Origin of the sequence: Faecalicatena contorta (genome assembly GCF_001404335.1) — a bacterium.
In the GTDB taxonomy this organism is placed as follows: Bacteria; Bacillota; Clostridia; order Lachnospirales; family Lachnospiraceae; genus Faecalicatena; species Faecalicatena contortus_B.
In genome coordinates, this window is the sequence record NZ_CYZU01000023.1 from 1 (window position 1) to 19,067 (window position 19,067).

15 protein-coding genes and 1 tRNA gene are annotated in these 19,067 nt (G+C 47.5%); 15 read left to right on the plus strand and 1 reads right to left on the minus strand.

The annotated features are described in order from the left end of the window. Positions 1-526 precede the first annotated feature (526 nt). The 11 genes from ARB69_RS12635 (at position 527) to ARB69_RS12685 (ending at position 12,135) form a co-directional block, all read left to right on the plus strand. On the plus strand, positions 527-1,912 hold the full coding sequence (locus tag ARB69_RS12635) for a TrpB-like pyridoxal phosphate-dependent enzyme (RefSeq protein WP_050642769.1): 1,386 nt from the start codon (positions 527-529) through the stop codon (positions 1,910-1,912). 170 nt (positions 1,913-2,082) lie between these two features. After that, positions 2,083-2,167: transfer RNA gene (locus tag ARB69_RS12640), tRNA-Leu, on the plus strand. Positions 2,168-2,732: 565 nt separating this feature from the next. Continuing rightward, complete coding sequence (locus ARB69_RS12645) at positions 2,733-3,434, plus strand: lantibiotic protection ABC transporter ATP-binding protein (RefSeq protein ID WP_055153495.1); 702 nt, start codon at positions 2,733-2,735, stop codon at positions 3,432-3,434. After that, positions 3,434-4,195, plus strand: coding sequence for a lantibiotic immunity ABC transporter MutE/EpiE family permease subunit (locus ARB69_RS12650; RefSeq protein WP_050642212.1), 762 nt, complete (start codon positions 3,434-3,436; stop codon positions 4,193-4,195). The genes ARB69_RS12645 and ARB69_RS12650 overlap by 1 nt, the downstream gene beginning before the upstream one ends. Then, positions 4,195-4,923 (plus strand): lantibiotic immunity ABC transporter MutG family permease subunit, encoded by a 729-nt coding sequence (locus tag ARB69_RS28480; protein ID WP_242857592.1) that lies wholly within the window; start codon positions 4,195-4,197, stop codon positions 4,921-4,923. Before ARB69_RS12650 ends, ARB69_RS28480 begins: the two co-directional genes overlap by 1 nt. Before the next feature lie 15 nt (positions 4,924-4,938). Then, complete coding sequence (locus tag ARB69_RS12660; RefSeq protein WP_055153424.1) at positions 4,939-5,613, plus strand: response regulator transcription factor; 675 nt, start codon at positions 4,939-4,941, stop codon at positions 5,611-5,613. Next, complete coding sequence (locus tag ARB69_RS12665) at positions 5,589-6,920, plus strand: sensor histidine kinase (protein ID WP_055153426.1); 1,332 nt, start codon at positions 5,589-5,591, stop codon at positions 6,918-6,920. The genes ARB69_RS12660 and ARB69_RS12665 overlap by 25 nt, the downstream gene beginning before the upstream one ends. A gap of 105 nt (positions 6,921-7,025) precedes the next feature. Continuing rightward, on the plus strand, positions 7,026-9,407 hold the full coding sequence (locus ARB69_RS12670) for an ABC transporter permease (RefSeq protein ID WP_055153429.1): 2,382 nt from the start codon (positions 7,026-7,028) through the stop codon (positions 9,405-9,407). 12 nt (positions 9,408-9,419) lie between these two features. Continuing rightward, positions 9,420-10,190, plus strand: coding sequence for an ABC transporter ATP-binding protein (locus ARB69_RS12675; protein ID WP_050642215.1), 771 nt, complete (start codon positions 9,420-9,422; stop codon positions 10,188-10,190). Between the two features lie 3 nt (positions 10,191-10,193). Then, positions 10,194-10,874: a response regulator transcription factor gene (locus tag ARB69_RS12680; RefSeq protein WP_050642216.1), complete on the plus strand. Its 681-nt coding sequence runs from the start codon at positions 10,194-10,196 to the stop codon at positions 10,872-10,874. Continuing rightward, positions 10,861-12,135: a HAMP domain-containing sensor histidine kinase gene (locus ARB69_RS12685; RefSeq protein WP_055153432.1), complete on the plus strand. Its 1,275-nt coding sequence runs from the start codon at positions 10,861-10,863 to the stop codon at positions 12,133-12,135. Before ARB69_RS12680 ends, ARB69_RS12685 begins: the two co-directional genes overlap by 14 nt. 36 nt (positions 12,136-12,171) lie before the next feature. On the opposite strand, the gene ARB69_RS12690 is transcribed toward ARB69_RS12685, so the two are convergent. Then, positions 12,172-13,008, minus strand: a complete 837-nt coding sequence (locus ARB69_RS12690; protein WP_050642218.1) for a helix-turn-helix transcriptional regulator — start codon at positions 13,006-13,008, stop codon at positions 12,172-12,174. 325 nt (positions 13,009-13,333) lie between these two features. Between ARB69_RS12690 and pap the strand changes: the two genes are divergently transcribed. The 4 genes from pap (at position 13,334) to rpoD (ending at position 19,066) form a co-directional block, all read left to right on the plus strand. Next, on the plus strand, positions 13,334-14,881 hold the full coding sequence (gene pap / locus ARB69_RS12695) for a polyphosphate:AMP phosphotransferase (RefSeq protein ID WP_050642219.1): 1,548 nt from the start codon (positions 13,334-13,336) through the stop codon (positions 14,879-14,881). Between the two features lie 172 nt (positions 14,882-15,053). Next, positions 15,054-16,055 carry a deoxyguanosinetriphosphate triphosphohydrolase gene (locus tag ARB69_RS12700; protein WP_050642220.1) on the plus strand — a complete coding sequence of 334 codons (1,002 nt, stop codon included), beginning with the start codon at positions 15,054-15,056 and terminating at the stop codon, positions 16,053-16,055. 58 nt (positions 16,056-16,113) lie between these two features. Then, a complete protein-coding gene (dnaG, locus tag ARB69_RS12705) occupies positions 16,114-17,889 on the plus strand; it encodes a DNA primase (RefSeq protein WP_055153434.1) in 1,776 nt (591 codons plus the stop codon). A 67-nt stretch (positions 17,890-17,956) separates the two neighbouring features. Continuing rightward, positions 17,957-19,066: an RNA polymerase sigma factor RpoD gene (gene rpoD, locus ARB69_RS12710; RefSeq protein ID WP_025657366.1), complete on the plus strand. Its 1,110-nt coding sequence runs from the start codon at positions 17,957-17,959 to the stop codon at positions 19,064-19,066. The last annotated feature ends 1 nt before the right edge of the window (position 19,067 follow it).

Consider the following 19,067-nt stretch of genomic DNA (forward strand, 5'->3'; position numbering starts at 1 on the left):
CGCCTATCCGGCATCGGGTGTTCTAGAATCACTTAGCAGCATGGGTGCATATCGCAACGGCATATACAGCCCCAGCACCTCCCCGGCCTCCCTGTCATGAAGCGTCCCCATCCGTCGACTAGGCTAAAGCTAGCCGACTAAATCCCGATTTTAAAAAAAGTATTGACATTTGAAAGTTCCCGTAGTAAAGTATTTATCAAACCTATGAGGAAGAGCAAGTACCTTTTGTACTTACCACACAGAGAGCTGCAGGCGGTGGGATTGCGGCAGGACAAGACAGATGGGAATGGGCTTCTGAGGGCGAACTGAAAGTTACAGTAGGTGAGCCGGAGAGAGTACTCCGTTAACAAAGTCAGCATATGTTAGTATGCATGAGAGGATGCGTTCGCCGCATCAAGCTGGGTGGCACCGCAGGAGTTTTGATGATTCATACTCTTGTCCCTGCAATAATTTATTGTGAGGGATAGGAGTATTTTTTGTGCAGATAAAAAGGCTTATCCCTAAAAAAAGAAAGGAGATTTATAAAATGAGTGAAAACAAAATTCCCTACAAGATTTATCTGGAAGAGAGCGAGATGCCGAAGGAGTGGTACAATGTCAGGGCCGATATGAAGAATAAGCCGGCCCCGCTTCTGAATCCGGGGACTTTAAAGCCTATGACCGCTGAAGAATTGGGGGTTGTATTCTGTGAAGAACTGGTGAAACAGGAACTTGATAATGACAACCGTTATATTGAGATTCCGGAGAAAATACGGGATTTTTATAAGATGTACCGCCCGGCTCCACTTGTCAGGGCATACTGCCTGGAGGAGAAGCTGCAGACTCCGGCGAAGATTTACTATAAGTTCGAGGGAAATAATACAAGTGGAAGCCATAAACTGAATTCTGCGATTGCGCAGGCCTTTTATGCAAAGGATCAGGGCCTCAAAGGTGTGACAACAGAAACAGGCGCAGGCCAGTGGGGAACAGCCCTCTCTATGGCTTGCTCTTATCTGGATCTGGATTGTAAAGTATACATGGTAAAATGCTCATACGAACAGAAGCCGTTTAGAAGAGAAGTGATGCGGACATATGGGGCAAGTGTAACACCGTCTCCATCCGAGACAACGGAGGTCGGAAGGAAGATCCTGGCCGAGCATCCGGGCACTTCAGGAAGCCTGGGATGCGCGATTTCCGAGGCTGTGGAAGTGGCAACACATTCGGAAGGATACAGATATGTGCTGGGAAGCGTATTGAATCAGGTACTGCTCCATCAGTCCATCATCGGTGTGGAAGCGAAGATTGCTATGGACAAATATGGAATCAAACCGGATGTTATCATCGGATGTGCCGGAGGCGGTTCCAATCTGGGAGGTCTGATCTCACCGTTTATGGGAGAGAAACTCAGGGGAGAGGCTGATTATCAGTTTATCGCTGTTGAGCCGGCATCCTGCCCAAGCCTGACCCGTGGCGTATTTGCATATGATTTCTGCGATACAGGCATGGTTTGCCCCCTGGCTAAGATGTATACTCTGGGAAGCGGCTTCATTCCATCTGCGAACCACGCAGGAGGCCTGAGATATCATGGAATGAGCTCCACTCTGTCACAGCTGTACCACGACGGATACATGGAGGCGCGTTCTGTTGAGCAGACATCCGTATTCGAGGCCGCAGAACAGTTCGCACGGGTAGAGGGCATCCTTCCTGCACCGGAGAGCAGCCATGCAATCAAGGTTGCTATTGACGAAGCAATGAAGTGCAAGGAGACGGGAGAAGAGAAGACCATTCTGTTCGGACTGACTGGAACCGGATATTTTGATATGCTTGCATATGAAAAATTCCATAACAATGAAATGACCGATTATATTCCTACGGATGAAGATCTCCAGACAGGGTTTGATGGAATCCCAAAATTTGAGGGCAATATGGCATAAAAAGATTTTAATTCAGTAATCCCTCCAAGTCCCGTAAATACAGGGGTTGGAGGGATTACGTTAACAAATTTTCAAAATTATACAAAAAATTTACAAAAATCTGTTGACATTTGCGGAAATAAATAGTAAGATATCATTCGTAGCGCGGTTGAGATACAGCACTACAAAATGCGGAAGTGTCGGAACTGGCAGACGAGCAAGACTAAGGATCTTGTGAGCAATGCGCTCGTGTGGGTTCAAGTCCCATCTTCCGCAGTACATGGAAAGCCTTGCAGATGCAGGGCTTTTTATTATTTAAGGTTTATTCAGTGGTATGTCTATACATCAACAATGTCATCAATGCGCAACTGTTGGAATAACATGTACAGGAAACATGGGCTAAGGATCTTGTGAGCAATGCGTTCGTGTGGGTTCAGGTCCCATCTTCCTCATTAAAGGTGAATAGCTGAAAGTCTTTGTTTACTTGGGCTTTTGGCTATTTTATTTTGCATAAAAACCAGGATATTTTGATTACACTTGATTACACTTTCTGTCACTGCTGAATTTGACTGCTTCGCAGGAGATATCGTTTTTTTCGTTCTCACAGCTTCGGAAGAAACAGAGTCTATCTTTATAAAATCTTGAAAATTAGCTGTTACCATAGCAGTATCAAGTCAGAAACCCGCCGTAAGCCGTGGGTTTTTGTCCGCCGCGCCACCCGCCTTATGTCCATGTATGCATGGCGGCACTGATCGGTGGCCGCGGGAATCAAAAGGGAGATATAACTATGGAACAAACAAGTTACAAACCGGTTGACAGAGATGAGATGGAGGATGTTAAGATGCAGGAGTACGTAATAAGGACAAAACAAGTCTCTAAAAAGTTTAAAAATACCTATGCGGTGAAAGACCTGTCTATGTCTGTAAGAAAAAATACAGTATACGGATTATTAGGACCTAACGGTGCTGGTAAATCCACATTATTAAAAATGATTACAGGAATCATCAGACCGACTTCAGGTGAAATTTTATTCGAGCATCATCCGTGGACCAGAAAAGATTTGATGAATATAGGTTCATTAATCGAATCCCCGCCGCTGTATGAAAATTTAACGGCATTCGAAAACCTAAAAGTGCGGGCAACTCTTCTGGGGATTGGGGAAAATAAATGCGAAGAAGTCTTGCGGAAAATGGACTTACTGGATACTGAAAATAAAAAGACATCCGATTTTTCTCTGGGAATGAAGCAAAGGCTGGGCATTGCATTGGCGCTGCTTAATCGCCCTAAGTTGTTGGTTCTCGATGAACCTGCGAACGGCTTAGACCCTTTTGGTATTGAAGAATTGAGGAAAATGATCCGGTCCTTTGCAGAATCCGGGATATCGGTAATTATATCCAGTCATATTTTAAGCGAAGTTGAACAAGTAGCCGACGACATAGGGATTCTGCACAATGGGGCGCTGCTGTATCAGGATAGAATTGATGCAAATGAAAATTTGGAGCAGTTATTTATGGATATCGTCAGAAGGGAGCGTGCAATTTAATGCTGGAAATATATTTGAAAGCGGAAAGCCTGAAATTCAAACGTTCCCTGTTTAGAAAACTCGTGTTAGTTATCCCCGCAGCTTTAGTTTTGATATCCATGATCTTTCTGTTTATTGGGATTGGTTTAGGCGGTTTTTCAAGCTCCATGGTCTGCAATTGGTGTATGCCGGTTGCTTCTCTCTCCATAGTGGTTTTATGCCACCTGGTTAATCATAAGGATCAAAAGCACAATTACCGTACTCTTTACAGCCTGCCCATTAACTTGAAGAAGACATTTATCTCAAAAACAATTATGACGGCGCTTAATCTTTTGGCTATCTCCTTGATTTTAGCTCTTATTACGATAATCACGGAGTGCATATTGTCAGGTGTTTCTGCTGCTATTGGACGTGCCGGATATTATATTTTGGGATACAGTTTATTGTGGATCACTTTATTATGGCAGATCCCTTTCTGTCTGTTTTTGGATCAAAAAGCGGGATTTGCCGGTTCTGTGATTCTGAACTTATTTGCCAGTGCGCTGGGGGGACTGTTCTTTTCCCTGACCCCTTTATTTTGGTGCTTCCCATACAGCTGGCCTGCCAGGTTTATGGTCACATTATTCGGAGTTCTGCCAAACGGATTATTAGCCGAATCCGATTCCAGACTGATGCTGAATCTGGGAGAAAGCTCGCTGCTGGTATTGATATCCCTGCTTGCCGTGTTCGTTCTTACAATCCTGTTTTCCCGCTGGTATAGAAAGCAGGTGCATCGCAGATGATGATAATTAGGGAGTTTCTTTCAAACTTTATAAAGATCAGGCGGACTCCGGTTCTTTTGCTGCATACCGTACTGCCCGTAGTGGTTACCGCATTATTTTTAGCCTATTATGCTTTTGCCGGGTACCATATCATTCCTGATGAGAGGTTATTTTTCGTTATTTTACAAATATGCTATCCGATATTTGTAAGTATTGCCGTGCCAATGCTCATTCAACTGGACAAGAATGTGAAAGGGATTCAGAATGCGCTTGGTTTAGTGGAATCCCGAAGAAGTGTATTTCTCGGAAAATTGTTCTTTCTTCTGTTTCTTTCAGCCATAAGTATGATACTATATGAACTGTGTTTCTTTGTTGGAGCTAACTGTTTCATGGAAAGCAGACGAACACACTTTAATTCATATCTTGTCATATTTTTTGTTTTTTTAATCAGTAACCTATTTCTATATATACTGCATATACTCCTTGCTTTCCGGTTTGGATCCAGTATTTCTGTCCTGGCAGGGATATGTGGCACAATTTCAGCCGGTTTCTTTGAAAATGCGATTGGTGATAAAATCTGGCCCTTCATTCCATGGGAATGGGGAGTACGGTTTCTGGAGAATTATTTTGACTTTTCAAGTGTGCCTGTTTTTCCGGGGATTATTTCTTTGCTGCTGATGTCCCCGGCTGTACTGGTCTTGTCTATACTATGGTTCTGCAGATGGGAAGGAAAAGTCTTACAAGAGTAAACAGGAGGATAAACGATGTCAAAACTTTTCGTTGTTGATGATGACCCGGATATGCTGGATCTGGTGCGTGCCGCCCTGGAAAAGGACGGGCACTGCGTAGATACCGAAGCAGATGCCGCCGCTGTGCACCCGGCCAGGTGCAGGCTGTACGATCTGCTTCTTCTCGATGTGATGATGCCCGGGGAAGATGGGTTTTCTCTCTGCGGCCGTATCCGCGCCGAAGTGGACTGCCCCATACTGTTTTTGACCGCCAGATCGGAAGACGCGGCCCTTGTACGGGGGTTTGGCCTGGGCGCTGACGATTATATTAAAAAGCCATTCAGCATTGCGGAGCTGCGTGCACGGGTAAACGCCCATCTGCGGAGGGAGGTGCGCCAGCCAACTCATACCCTGAGCCTGGGAGGTGTGCGTTTTGATATGCAGGCAAAGGAGGTCATTGCGGGCGGACATACGCTGTCTTTAACCAAAGGTGAATATTCCATCTGTGAGCACCTGGCACTGCATGCCGGGCAGGTGTTTACCAAAGAACAATTATACGAAGCGGTTTTTGGGTTTGACGCCGAGGGCGATTCTTCGGCCATCGCGCAGCACATCAGGAATATTCGTGTCAAGCTGAAATCCGAGGGGGTAAGCTCGATAGAAACGGTCTGGGGGGTGGGCTATAAATGGCGAAAAGACAACGTTGTGTAAGCCTTTCTTTTGTGCTTCTGCGATTTGCAGTCGTGATGTCCGGCTGCATGCTGTTATGCTGTATCGTATGGTTTACGACATTGGTGCGGCTTCAAAATAACGGTGTTGTTTACCGGGGAGTCGCTGCAGGCCAGCAGGTGGAGCAGATGCTGGAGAATGAGCCGGAGACCTTTGTTTCCCCCAGTGATGATTTTTTGGCAGAGTACGCTTTATTCGGCCCGGACGGAAAAGTGCTGGAAGCCAACGCGGAGGGGGCAAAGCTGAAAAAACTGGCTCAATGTCTCCGGGAGGCTGCCTGTGGAGAGAATGCCGCGCGGTACACCTATGCGGATGGAAGTACCGTAATCTTTCGCTGGCAATACAGGGCAGAGTTCGCCAATCCTGTGCTGCGCGGCATGCTGCCCCCCTTCGAATACCTGTGGCTGGCCACATTTGTCGCGGCACTGGCGCTCTGTCTTATGTTTAATACCCTGTGGCTCCGCGGCCACCTTGCCTCCAGGCTGAAGCTGTTCAGTGAGGTGAGCGGCAAAGTGGGTGCTCAGGAGCTTGATTTTACAATTCCCCAAGCGGGGATTCGGGAGTACGACCAGGCGTTAGCCGCCATGGATGATATGAGAGATGCATTGTACAAATCGCTGTCATCCCAGTGGGCCGCTCAGCAGGAGCGTGAGGCGGAAATAGCTGCACTTGCGCATGACTTAAAGACCCCGCTCACACTGACGGGAGGCAATGCCGAACTTCTTTTGGATGAAGAACTGCCTGAGCACAGCCGGAAATTAGTGGAAAAGATTACGGCCGCCAATAACAGGGCCAGGCAGTATGTCGCCAGCCTGCTGGAAACCGCAGCCGGTGCGGACGAGGCATTTGAAAGCAGAAGCCTGCCTGCCATGTTCGAGGAGCTCTGCCAGAGCACAAAGGGCATTGCGGAAGCCAAAGGAGTCTACCTGCAGGTTCAAAATGGTCTGGAGGGTACAGCGGGCATGCAGAAAGAACACTTACTCCGGGCCCTCGGAAATGTGGTGCAGAATGCCATCGAGCATACCCCGGAGGGCGGAACGGTGTATTTGCAGGGCGGCATGGGAGACGCAGGCTGGCAGATCATTGTGCGTGATGAGGGCCCCGGGTTCAGCAAGGCGGCATTACAACATGCGGCAGAGCGTCTGTGGCGCGGCGATGCTTCGCGCAGCACAGATGGACACAACGGACTTGGACTTTGGTTTGCAGCGGAAGTCGTAAAAACTCATGCAGGGCAGATGGAACTGTGTAATTGCAAAACCGGCGGCGTTGTTATCATCAAGTTTTGTTAAGCCTCCGGGCAGCATTCGAAATACAAAATTCTTTCCATTTAAGGAATTTTTAATAAACAGTACGCTATACTCTCCTTATCAACAATGAAAGGGAAGGAAAATTACATGATACAGAGGATATTGAGAAAGGATCTGAAGAGGAGAAAGAGCGTTAATATCATTCTTTTTCTGTTCATCATGATTGCGTCCATCTTTCTGTCAAGCAGCATCAACAATATTATGGTAGTGTCTTCTGCAGTGAACTACTATATGGATTATGCCAATGTACCCGATGTGAATTATATTATCTCGGGCACCCAGGAAAAGGAACAGATTGACAGCTGGATTGAGAAGGATGCCCCGGGCGTGAAAGAGTGGGGCTATAATACGGTTATCATGCTGAACGAAAAGGATATCCGGATTCAGACAGAGGGGAAGGATAAATCTTTTAACACGCATGGGGCCAGCATGTATCTGGGCACAAAGGATGCCGATTACTGCAAGGTATATGATACGTCCGGGAAGGATTTCAGCCTGGAAAAGGGAGAGATTGCGCTGGGGAAGGCAATGGCCGGTAAAAATAAGCTGGAGGAAGGCAGCAAGGTGAAACTCAGCGTGGGAGGTTCTGAGAAGCTGTTTACCGTTAAGCTGTTGATCAAGGATGCTGCTTTCGGGAGCGATATGGCCGGTATGAGCCGAATGATCGTCTGCCCTGCGGATTATGAATTCTTTTCGGAGAAAGAGGATGCTAATATCATTGGGCTGTATTACTTTAATGTGGAGGATGTGAACGGGTTCGTCAGCGGATTTGACGCGGAAGGTTTTGTGACTTCTATGAACTCGATTACAAAAAGTACTTATACGATGGCGTATTCTTTCGATATGATTATGGCGGGCCTGCTGATCCTGATCGGAATCTGCCTGATCCTGATAGCACTTTTGGTGCTCCGGTTCACACTGGTATTTACCATAGAAGAAGAGTACAGGGAGATCGGAATCATGAAAGCCATGGGACTCAGGAATTTTGCGATTAAAAAGCTTTACCTTATAAAATATATCCTGATCGTTGTTATTGGTGCTGCGGCAGGACTGGGAGCAAGTATTCCTGTCAGCAGAATGATGGTTGCATCCGTCAGCGGCAATATGATTATGGAAGATACCCGGGTCAATCTGTGGGTGAATGGTGTCTGTACGCTGCTGATTGTAATCCTGGTTATGTTTTTCTGCTACAGCTGTACGAGAAAGCTGAATAAAATCTCCGCAATCAGCGCCATACGCGGAGGCCAGAGCGGGGAACGCTATGGCAGGCGGGCGGGGCTTCGCCTGTACCGCAGAAAACGGATGCCGGTGGCGCTGTTTCTCGGAATCAATGACATGGCGAGCCATGTAAAGCGGTACCTTGTGCTAATTGTGACGTTTTGTCTGAGTTTTATACTGATCACCATACCTTTGAATACGCTGAACACGATGAAAAGCGATGAGATGGCCGGAAAATTCTGTATGGACCCGAAGAGCTCTGTTTATGTAGAAAAAATAGAAAACTACGGCGAAAATGTTTACAGAACCAGGGAAGATCTGGATGCCGGCATGAAGAGAGTCGAAACGGAACTGGCAGAAAAGGGATATGAGGCTGAGCTTACCGGAGTACCGATCTATTTCCTGCGCTATTCCTCAAGGGGAGAGACCGGTAAAAATAATATTATGACGGTGCAGATAGCCGGTCCGAACCAGGACTTTCTCTCCTACCAGGAAGGAGATGCGCCGCGTCTGTCCAATGAGGTTGCATTTTCAAGAAATATTATGGAGCAAAACGGATGGCAGATCGGCGACACGGTAGAAGTAGAGGCCGGCGGGGAGCAGAAGCAGCTTATCATAACAGGAACATATTCTGATTACATGCAGGTTGGCAAGAGTGCCAGAATGAATCCGAAACTGGTATTGAAAAATGAAACCATGTTTCACTATTGGAACATTATGGTGGATATGGAGACGGATCGGACGCAGGAAGAGCTTGTTACAGAGCTTAGCAGCTTGTTTCCGCACTATCAATGGACGACGGCCCAGGAGGTGGTGGACCGGAATGTGGGCGGTATCCAGGAATCTCTGAAGGATATGCTGGTTCCGATGACCGGAATGCTCTGCGCAGTGATTATGCTGATCACCCTGCTGATGGAACGGCTGTTTATAGTCCGCGAAAAGGGAGAGATCGCCATGATGAAGAGTATTGGATACCGCAGCGGGACGATCCGCCTGTGGCAGGTCATGCGTATGGTATGGGTGGCCCTTATTTCGATGATTGCAGCAGTCCCTCTGTCACTGGTATCCAACCGTTTCATGCTGAAGCCTATTTTTGCGATTATGGGTGCTGACGTGGAGATCCAGGTGGTGCCGTGGCAGGTATACGGGGTTTATCCCGGAGTATTGCTTGTTGGGATTATCCTGGCAACCGTCATTGCCACTATGAACGTAAAAAAGATCAATATCCGCGAACTGAATAACCTGGAGTAGGAGGAAAAGAATATGAAGACATTAGAGGTATCGAACCTGTGTAAAACCTATATAATAAATAAGCGCCAGAACAATGTTCTGCGCAATGTAAATCTGACGATCCATGAAGGGGAAATGCTGGGAATTATGGGTCCGTCCGGATCCGGAAAAACCACGCTCCTCTATACGGTGAGCGGCATGGATACCGCAACAGCCGGGAAAGTGGACTTTTTTGGCCGGGAGCTGACTTCTCTGAAAGCAGGTGATATGAGCGATGTGCGCCTGAATGAGATGGGGTTTGTGTTTCAGCAGATGTATATGCTGAAAAATCTGTCGGTATATGATAATATTATTTTACCCGGGTACCAGACGGCGGAGGGAAAGACAAAGAGCGGCAGAAAGCAGCTCAATGAGAGGGCAAAACTGCTCATGCACAAACTGGGAATCAGTGAGATCGCGGAAAATGATGTCAACGAGGTATCGGGCGGACAGCTGCAGCGGGCGTGCATCTGCCGCAGTATGATAAACAATCCCAGAATCATATTTGCAGATGAACCCACCGGGGCGCTGAATAAGCAGAATTCCATTGAGGTAATGGAGGAGCTGAACCATATTAACAGAGAGGGGACTACGATCATGCTGGTGACCCATGATATGAAAGTGGCTTCAAAATGCGGGAGGGTGCTGTATATAGAAGACGGTGACATCCGTGAAGAAATCACTCTTGGAAGGCGGGAAAATGCGCAGGAGGACAGGGCCAGGGAGAGAACCTTAAATGACTGGCTGATCAAATTGGGATGGTAGGACATGAAAGATATATTACTGGTGGAAGACAATAAGGAACTGGCGGTTCTGATACGGGATTTCCTGAACAGAGAGGGATATTCCGTTTGTTGGGCCGGGAGCGGGAAGGAAGCGCTGGATTATATGGAGGTGCAGCCTGTGAAAATGCTGCTTCTTGATATAATGCTGCCTGAAATGGACGGATTTGCAGTCTGCCGCGCTGTGAGGGCGAAGTGGAATCTTCCGGTGCTCATCATGAGCGCACGGGCCGGCAGGGATGATAAACTGACCGGATATGAGCTGGGGGCGGACGATTACATGGAGAAGCCTGTAGACGCAGAGATTTTGATCGCTAAGGTCAAAGCGCTGATGCAGCGTGCTTATGGGGGACGCCAGGAGTCCGATCTGATCGTATCCGGGCAAATCAGCCTGGATACAAGTGCAAGGCAGGTCTATCTGAACGGCCGGGAACTGGAGCTGAATGTGAAGGAGTATGAACTTCTGCTCCTGTTTCTCGAAAACCCGGGGAAGACGCTCAGAAAAGAATATATTTTTGCACAGATATGGGGAATGGACAGCCTGAGCGAGAACCAGACCCTTACCGTACACATCAAGATGCTGCGAAGCAAGATCGAGGATAATCCCAGGCAGCCCGGGCGGATTCAGACGGTCTGGGGGGTAGGGTACCGCTATGAAGAAGTTTAACAGGCTTATTGGTCTTTCCGTGCTGCTGTATATGCTGGCGGCACTGTGGACTGCAGGCATCTCCTATAAAGATGCCGCAGACAGGGAAAAAGAATATAAGGTTGAAATAAACCGCATTTACAACAGCTTATCCGAAGGTGAACCTCTGGATAAGCTTGATTTGCATTCTTACAAATATGTACGGGGCGTAACCTTTCTGTCTTTGGCAAGTCTGGACAGCGAGGACATCACATCGGAATTCTACAGAGGGGATGACGCCGGTGAAACGGAAATCCGGCCCTTGTACACGGCGGACAGTTTGACGGGATTCTTACGCTTTGACTATGACAGGCCTGGCTTTGACCAGAGAAGGATTCTTTTGTGGACGCAGCTTTTTCTTGGAATCATGGAGCTGGGCATACTGGTGATTTTATTCTATCTGAAATACCAGCTCATACGGCCCTTCCAGAGAATGAGCAGCCTTACTTATGAACTGGCCCAGGGACACTTTAAAGGTGCGGTCAATGAAGAAAAAAGCAGATTCTTCGGGCACTTTATGTGGGGGATCAGCCAGCTCAAGGATAAACTGGATGTAACAAAAAAGAGAGAGCTGGAATTGCAGCGGGAGAAAAAGCTGCTTCTCTTATCCCTTTCGCACGACATCAAAACGCCGTTGAACACCATCCGGCTTTGCGGAAAGGCCCTGGAGGAGGATCTGTATCAAACAGAGGGGCAGAAGAAGCATGCAGTTTGGCAGATTGGGGAGAAGGCAGAGGAAATTGAGCGCTATGTAGAGGAAATTATGAAAAATACCCGTGAAGATATTCTGGATATTTCCGTAAATAACGGAGAATTCTATCTGGAGGAGCTTCTCACAAGGGTCCTCGCGACTTACCGTGAAAAGTGCAGCATCCGCATGCTGGAACTGCACGTCGGCAACTATGAAAACCGTCTGTTGAAGGGCGATTTGGAACGGTCTTTAGAGGTGTTTGAAAATATATTTGAAAATGCATTCAAATACGGGGACGGGAAGAAAATTGAGATTACCTTTTATGAGGAGGATTACTGCCAGCTGATCCGCATATTCAATACGGGAATTCCCGTGACAGATAATGAATTTAACCATATCTTTGAGAGCTTTTACCGTGCTCAAAACAGTGAAGGCAGACTGGGCAGCGGGCTGGGACTCTATATCTGCCGCGAGATTATGCGGAAGATGGGCGGCGAAATATTTGCAGAAAAGCAGCAGGACGGCATGGCTTTTGTGCTTGTATTTTCCTGAAGCTGTCCCGGCAGGCTGTCTGGTGGGTTACTCTTTTTATATAAAATGTGTTTCCCGGTAGGAGAGAGGTGTCATTCCAGTATATCTTTTGAAAGATTGGGAAAAGTAATTGGCAGAGGAGAACCCTACAAGACGGGATATCTGACTGATGCTGAAATCAGTTGTCTTGAGCAGCTCTTCGCTGTTCAGAATTCTTCTTTCTAAAAGATAATTGATCGGAGCAATCCCATAAGTTTTGGAGAATATGCGGGAAAGGTAATACTTATTAAAACCGGAAAACTCCGCCAGGGTATCCAGCGTGATATCTTCGGCAAAATGGAGCTTAATATAATCTTTAACGGCGGCGCACTCCGGCGGAAAGCTGTCCGCCGTATACAGGGCAAGTCGGTCGCCTATGAGACGCTGTATCTTCAGAAAAAAAACGGACATATAATGCTGGCATATCTGAAGGGATGACTGCTGCCTGCTCTTTGTCTCTTCCAACATCAGATTCATAACAGGCATGATCGTATGTTCAAATTCCTCAAGCGCATAGATATGAAACTGAAATTTTCTGTTATCCAGAAACTGAAAGAAGAGATTATCGATTCCCATAATCATGTAAGTCAGCGGCTCCGGTCCGCTGGAGCGTTCCGTGTGGGGCGTGCCTGGATTGATCAGCACCAGCGAATTCTTTCGGATTGGAATCTCCGCATCGTTGGAATAGAATACGCCTTCCCCGGAGGTAACAAAGAATACTTCTGCAAAACTGTGAGAATGAAGCGTGTATGCCCAGTTTTTTCCAAAAGCAGCGGATGTCATATAGACTAACTGCTCAGAAGGCTTCAGCGCCGAATGCAGAAAACTGGCAGTGGAATACTGTACTTCAGTCATGATTATGCCCCCTTTGAAGAATGAAGACAGTTCAGGCTTGCCTGACTGCTGCGAATTAAAATGTTTGGAAAAGTATATCATTTTTAATGGTAGTTGACAAGAATATGATGGAACTCCGTGCATATAAATAATTCCATGGCAGGAAAACAGGTGGATCCATGAAAGGACGCCTTTGGTGATCGGCGAAATTCTTTTCCGGAAGGCGGAAACCGTGGTATAATTAGTGACATAAAAGGAGTGCATCTGACATTGTACAAGATGCCGGCGTTTATAAATGAACGGACTCGTGAATACTAAAATCAGTAATGGACGGGAGGAGAAAATTATGTTAGAGAAAGTGGACCTTACCAAATCAATGAGGAAAGAAGAATACAAAGCGAAAATGCCGATGCTTGAGAGCCGGCTGGGAGAACTCCAGCGCCAGTGCAAGGCCCTGAATATCCCTGTGATGATCGTGTTTGAAGGATATGGAGCCGCTGGGAAAGGGCTGCAGATCGGAGAATTGATCCAGAGCCTGGACCCCAGGGGCTTCAAGGTTTTTGCCATTAAGGATGAGTCAGAAGAAGAGCGGATGCATCCTTTCCTCTGGAGATTTTGGACAAAAACTCCTGAAAAAGGCAGGATCGCCATATTCGACGGCAGCTGGTACAGAAAGGTGCTGATCGACCGTTTTGATAAAAGAACACGGAAAAAAGAGGTTCCCGATGCCTACCAGTCCATCTGTTCGTTCGAGAAGCAGTTAACGGACGACGGTACCGCTATCATCAAATTACTCCTTGCAATTGACCAGAAGGAACAGAAAAAACGCTTCCAAAAGCTCAGAAGCTCAAAAGAGACTGCATGGCGCGTGAGCCAGGGCGACCTTGAGCGGAATGTAAAATATCGTGAGTATACCCAGATGATCGAAGAGATGCTTCAGATCACAGATACGGATTATGCGCCGTGGACCATTATCGAAGCAATGGATAAAGAGTTTGCTTCTGTGAAGATCTATACGGTAGTCATCAAGGCCCTGGAAGAACAGCTGGAAAAAGTAAAAAAGGCAAGGGCAAAGGAGAAAGCGGCCGAGGCGATTGCCGAGATGGACGTGGAGGCTTCCAGCGGCACAGAAATACCTAAACAGGAGATCAACGGAAAAGAACTGCAGGAGTCTGTTCTTGCCAAGTCTGATTTGAGCCTGAGCCTGACCAAAGAAGAATATAAAGAGAAGCTGAAAAAATTGCAGAAACGCATGAGTCTTCTCCACAGCGAATTATACCGGAGGCGGATTCCGGTCGTGCTCGGTTTCGAGGGGTGGGATGCAGGTGGAAAAGGCGGTGCAATCAAACGGCTGACTGCAAAAATGGATCCAAGAGGATTTGTGGTAAATCCGACGGCGTCCCCCAATGATATTGAGAAAGCACATCACTATCTCTGGAGGTTCTGGACGGCAATGCCCAAGGCAGGGCACATCGCAATCTTTGACCGTACATGGTATGGACGCGTTATGGTTGAGCGGATCGAGGGGTTCTGTACAAAGCAGGAATGGCAGAGGGCGTACAAGGAAATGAACGATATGGAGCGTGACCTGGCGGATTCCGGGACCATTGTTCTTAAATTCTGGATGCAGATTGACAAGGACGAGCAGGAACGCCGTTTTAGGGCCCGTCAGGAAAATCCGCAGAAACAGTGGAAGATTACGGATGAGGACTGGCGGAACCGGGAGAAGTGGGATCAGTATGAGGAAGCGGTCAACGAGATGCTGATACGCACATCCACAGAATATGCCCCATGGGTTGTAGTTGAGGCAAACGACAAATATTATGCCCGCATAAAAGTACTGGAGACGGTTGTGCAGGCTATCGAAAAACGAATAAAAGAACAGGGAAAGTAACGGCTCATGGCAACAGTTCAGACAGGTCTGAACTGTTGCCCATGTTTCTGTACAGATGCCAATAAAAAGGAAATAAATCGTAAACACAGAATATATTATATATAGAAGTGTTTTATTATGGAAAAGTATGTTTTGTCCCCTGCAGTCAGGATTCAGTGTGAGGAATAGGCCTATGACAATCAGAGAGCAGCTGGAAGAACGGGAACTGGAATATTTAAGCCCTTATGCAACGTTCAGCAGAAATTCAAAGGGAAGAAAGCGGCAGGAGCCGGAATGCGATATTCGGCCCGTATTTCAACGCGACAGGGACCGGATTCTGCACTGCAAGTCCTTCCGGCGTCTGAAGCAGAAGACCCAGGTTTTTTTGCTTCCCAAAGGGGATCACTATAGGACAAGGCTGACGCATACGCTGGAGGTTTCCCAGAATGCAAGGACGATTGCAAAAGCCCTCAGGCTGAATGAGGATTTGGTGGAGGCGATTGCACTGGGCCACGACCTGGGGCATACGCCCTTTGGCCATGCGGGGGAGCGCGCCCTGAACCGCGTATACCATTTTTCCCATAACGAACAGAGCGTGAGAGTCGTGGAGTGTGTGGAGAAGCAGGGAGCCGGCCTGAACCTGACATGGGAAGTACTGGACGGCATCCTGAACCATCCCACAGCGGGCACGCCCCGCACCCTGGAGGGCCAGGTGCTCCGTCTTTCGGATAAGATAGCCTATATCAATCACGACATCGATGATGCAATCCGGGGAGGTATTCTCGTGGAGGAAGATATCCCTTACGAGTACCGCAGGGTTCTCGGCAATACCAGCAAAGAACGTCTGAACACCATGGTACATGACGTGATCATCCACAGCATGGATAAACCGGCGATCATCATGTCCGAAGAAGTGGAAACGGCAATGATCGGCCTCAGAAAATACATGTTTGAAAATGTTTATCTGAATCCAAAGGCAAAGGGGGAGGAAGACAAGGCAGTGCGCCTGATCGAACAGCTGTATGATTATTATATCCATCATATCGAACAGCTCCCCGTGCAATACCTGCAGGCGATTGACAGGACGGACAGCTGCAGGGAGCAGATTGTATGTGATTACATAGCGGGGATGACCGATAATTATGCGGTAAAAAAGTATGAAGAATTTTTTGTTCCGGAAGCATGGAAAAATTAAAGGAAATCAGAATGTTTTGTCGAATATAATATATAGGGCTTTTTTTATGGAGGAATAAATGTATTATCCAGAAGAATTGATAGAAGAAGTAAGAATGAAAAATGACATCGTGGATGTAATATCCGGTTATGTGCGGCTGCAGAAAAAAGGGAGTTCTTATTTTGGACTTTGCCCATTTCACAATGAAAAATCGCCGTCTTTTTCTGTGAGCAGAGGAAAACAGATGTATTACTGTTTTGGCTGCGGCGCTGGCGGCAATGTATTTACATTTCTGATGGAATACGAGAATTTTTCGTTTATAGAGGCTGTAAAGTTTTTGGCAGACAGGGCTGGCGTGGAGCTTCCGGAGATGGAATATTCGAAAGAAGCCAAAGAGAAGGCCGATTTGCGCGCATTGCTTCTGGAGATCAACAAAGCTGCGGCGCAGTATTTTTATGTGCAGCTAAAATCCGAGCAGGGAAAAGCAGCATATACATATTTGAAGAACAGGGAGCTCTCGGATGACACGGTCAAGGCTTTTGGACTGGGTTACTCCAACAAGTACAGCAATGACCTGTTCCAGTATCTCAGAAAGAAAGGTTACAGCGAGGATCTGATCCGCCAGGCCGGGCTGATCAATACAGACGAGAAAAACGGTGTATACGATAAGTTCTGGAACCGGGTCATGTTTCCGATCATGGATGTGAACAACCGCGTGATCGGATTCGGCGGCCGTGTTATGGGAGATGGAAAACCCAAGTATCTGAATTCACCCGAGACGGCGATTTTTGATAAGAGCCGCAATCTGTACGGCCTGAACCGGGCACGCACTTCAAGAAAGCCTTATTTTCTCATATGCGAAGGATATATGGATGTGATCTCCCTGCACCAGGCGGGATTCACAAATGCGGTGGCCTCCCTGGGTACGGCGCTGACAACCGGACATGCCTCTTTGATTAAGAGGTATGTACAGGAGGTCTATCTGACCTACGACAGCGATGAGGCGGGGACTAAGGCAGCGCTCCGTGCGGTACCGATTTTGAAGGAGGCGGGAATTTCCGCAAAAGTAATCCGTATGGATCCCTATAAAGACCCCGATGAATTTATTAAGAACCTGGGGGCAGAAGAGTTTGAAAAGCGGATAGGCAGTGCAAGGAACGGTTTCTTGTTCAGCCTCGAGATTCTGGCAAAGGACTATGACATGGAATCGCCTGAGGGAAAGACCGCATTTTTTAAGGAAACGGCAAAGCGGCTGACCGGATTTGAGGATGAACTGGAAAGAAATAATTATATTGAAGCCGTGGCAAAAGCCTACAAGGTCAGCGAGGACAGCCTGCACAAGCTTGTGACCAAGACCGCCATTAACGAAGGTATGGCAAAGCCCGCAGCAAGGCCCAGACAGGCATCCGGAGGGGGAAAGCCCAAGGAGAACGGTATTCTCGTATCCCAGAAGATCCTTCTGACATGGATGATCGAGGACGAGAAGCTATTTGGCACCATCAAGCGCTACATAAGTCCGGAGGACTTTACGGAGGAGCTGTACAGGTCGGTGGCGGAGTTGCTTTATGAGCAGTACGGCTCAGGGGAACTGAATCCGGCAAAGATATTGAATCACTTTACAGCGGAAGAAGAGCACAGGGAAGCCGCTTCTTTATTCCATACAAAGATCAGAGAACTGTCAACAAAAGAGGAGCAGGAGCAGGCCTTGAAGGAAACGATACTGCGTGTAAAGAGACACAGCATCGACGACCGGACAATGCACCTGGATCCGACGGATATGGCAGGGCTGCAGAGGCTCATGGAAGAGAAGCGCAGACTTGATGATATAAAGAAACTGCATATTTCTATTGAATAAGGATAAAATAAAACAAGATAGCCCTATACCGGGGTATACCGGCCGTAGGCAAAGGAAGGATGGACACATGGAAGAAAACACACAGAAATTTGACGAGAGGCTGAAAGAACTTGTTGCGTTGGGCAAGAAAAAGAAAAGCATCCTGGAACTTCAGGAAATAAATGACTTTTTCAATGATATGGAGTTGGACGCAGAGCAGATGGAAAAGGTATTTGACCATCTTGAGTCAAATAATATTGATGTGCTTCGAATCAGCGGAGATGATGATGACGTAGACGTTGAAGTCATCATTACTGATGAGGAAGAGGTGGATATGGAGAATATCGACCTTTCTGTACCGGACGGCGTCAGTATAGAAGATCCTGTGCGTATGTATCTGAAAGAGATCGGGAAGGTTCCGCTTTTGAGTGCGGAGAGAGAGATTGAGCTGGCACAGCGTATGGAGGAGGGAGACGAGGATGCAAAGAAAGAGCTTGCCGAGGCTAACCTCCGCCTTGTGGTAAGTATAGCAAAAAGATACGTTGGCCGTGGAATGCTCTTCCTCGACCTGATCCAGGAAGGAAACTTGGGTCTGATCAAGGCGGTGGAAAAGTTTGATTACCACAAAGGGTACAAGTTCAGTACCTATGCAACATGGTGGATCCGCCAGGCAATCACCAGGGCAATCGCAGACCAGGCCAGAACGATCCGCATTCCGGTGCATATGGTTGAGACAATCAACAAACTGATCCGTGTATCCAGACAGCTTTTGCAGGAATTAGGGCGCGAACCCACGCCGGAGGAGATCGCGAAGGAACTGGACATGCCCGTAGAGCGTGTGCGTGAGATTCTGAAGATTTCCCAGGAACCTGTGTCACTGGAGACTCCGATCGGTGAAGAAGAAGACAGCCATCTCGGAGATTTTATCCAGGATGACAATGTGCCGGTTCCGGCAGAGGCGGCGGCACAGACCCTGCTGAAAGAACAGCTGGACGAAGTGCTGGACACACTGACCGAAAGGGAGCAGAAAGTACTGCGTCTGCGTTTCGGCATGAATGACGGCAGGGCAAGAACTCTCGAAGAAGTGGGAAAAGAATTCGACGTTACCCGTGAGCGTATCCGCCAGATCGAAGCGAAAGCCCTCCGTAAGCTCCGCCATCCAAGCAGGAGCCGCAAGCTCAGGGATTATCTGGACTAGG

Excerpts from the sequence above, each read along its gene's own strand:
- ARB69_RS12690 (WP_050642218.1), bottom strand. The coding sequence starts at position 13,008 with ATGACTGAAGTACAGTATTCCACTGCCAGTTTTCTGCATTCGGCGCTG.
- ARB69_RS12700 (WP_050642220.1), top strand. The coding sequence starts at position 15,054 with ATGACAATCAGAGAGCAGCTGGAAGAACGGGAACTGGAATATTTAAGC.
- ARB69_RS12650 (WP_050642212.1), top strand. The coding sequence starts at position 3,434 with ATGCTGGAAATATATTTGAAAGCGGAAAGCCTGAAATTCAAACGTTCC.
- rpoD (WP_025657366.1), top strand. The coding sequence starts at position 17,957 with ATGGAAGAAAACACACAGAAATTTGACGAGAGGCTGAAAGAACTTGTT.
- ARB69_RS28480 (WP_242857592.1), top strand. The coding sequence starts at position 4,195 with ATGATAATTAGGGAGTTTCTTTCAAACTTTATAAAGATCAGGCGGACT.
- ARB69_RS12665 (WP_055153426.1), top strand. The coding sequence starts at position 5,589 with ATGGCGAAAAGACAACGTTGTGTAAGCCTTTCTTTTGTGCTTCTGCGA.
- ARB69_RS12685 (WP_055153432.1), top strand. The coding sequence starts at position 10,861 with ATGAAGAAGTTTAACAGGCTTATTGGTCTTTCCGTGCTGCTGTATATG.
- ARB69_RS12675 (WP_050642215.1), top strand. The coding sequence starts at position 9,420 with ATGAAGACATTAGAGGTATCGAACCTGTGTAAAACCTATATAATAAAT.
- ARB69_RS12660 (WP_055153424.1), top strand. The coding sequence starts at position 4,939 with ATGTCAAAACTTTTCGTTGTTGATGATGACCCGGATATGCTGGATCTG.
- pap (WP_050642219.1), top strand. The coding sequence starts at position 13,334 with ATGTTAGAGAAAGTGGACCTTACCAAATCAATGAGGAAAGAAGAATAC.
- dnaG (WP_055153434.1), top strand. The coding sequence starts at position 16,114 with ATGTATTATCCAGAAGAATTGATAGAAGAAGTAAGAATGAAAAATGAC.
- ARB69_RS12680 (WP_050642216.1), top strand. The coding sequence starts at position 10,194 with ATGAAAGATATATTACTGGTGGAAGACAATAAGGAACTGGCGGTTCTG.
- ARB69_RS12645 (WP_055153495.1), top strand. The coding sequence starts at position 2,733 with ATGCAGGAGTACGTAATAAGGACAAAACAAGTCTCTAAAAAGTTTAAA.
- ARB69_RS12670 (WP_055153429.1), top strand. The coding sequence starts at position 7,026 with ATGATACAGAGGATATTGAGAAAGGATCTGAAGAGGAGAAAGAGCGTT.
- ARB69_RS12635 (WP_050642769.1), top strand. The coding sequence starts at position 527 with ATGAGTGAAAACAAAATTCCCTACAAGATTTATCTGGAAGAGAGCGAG.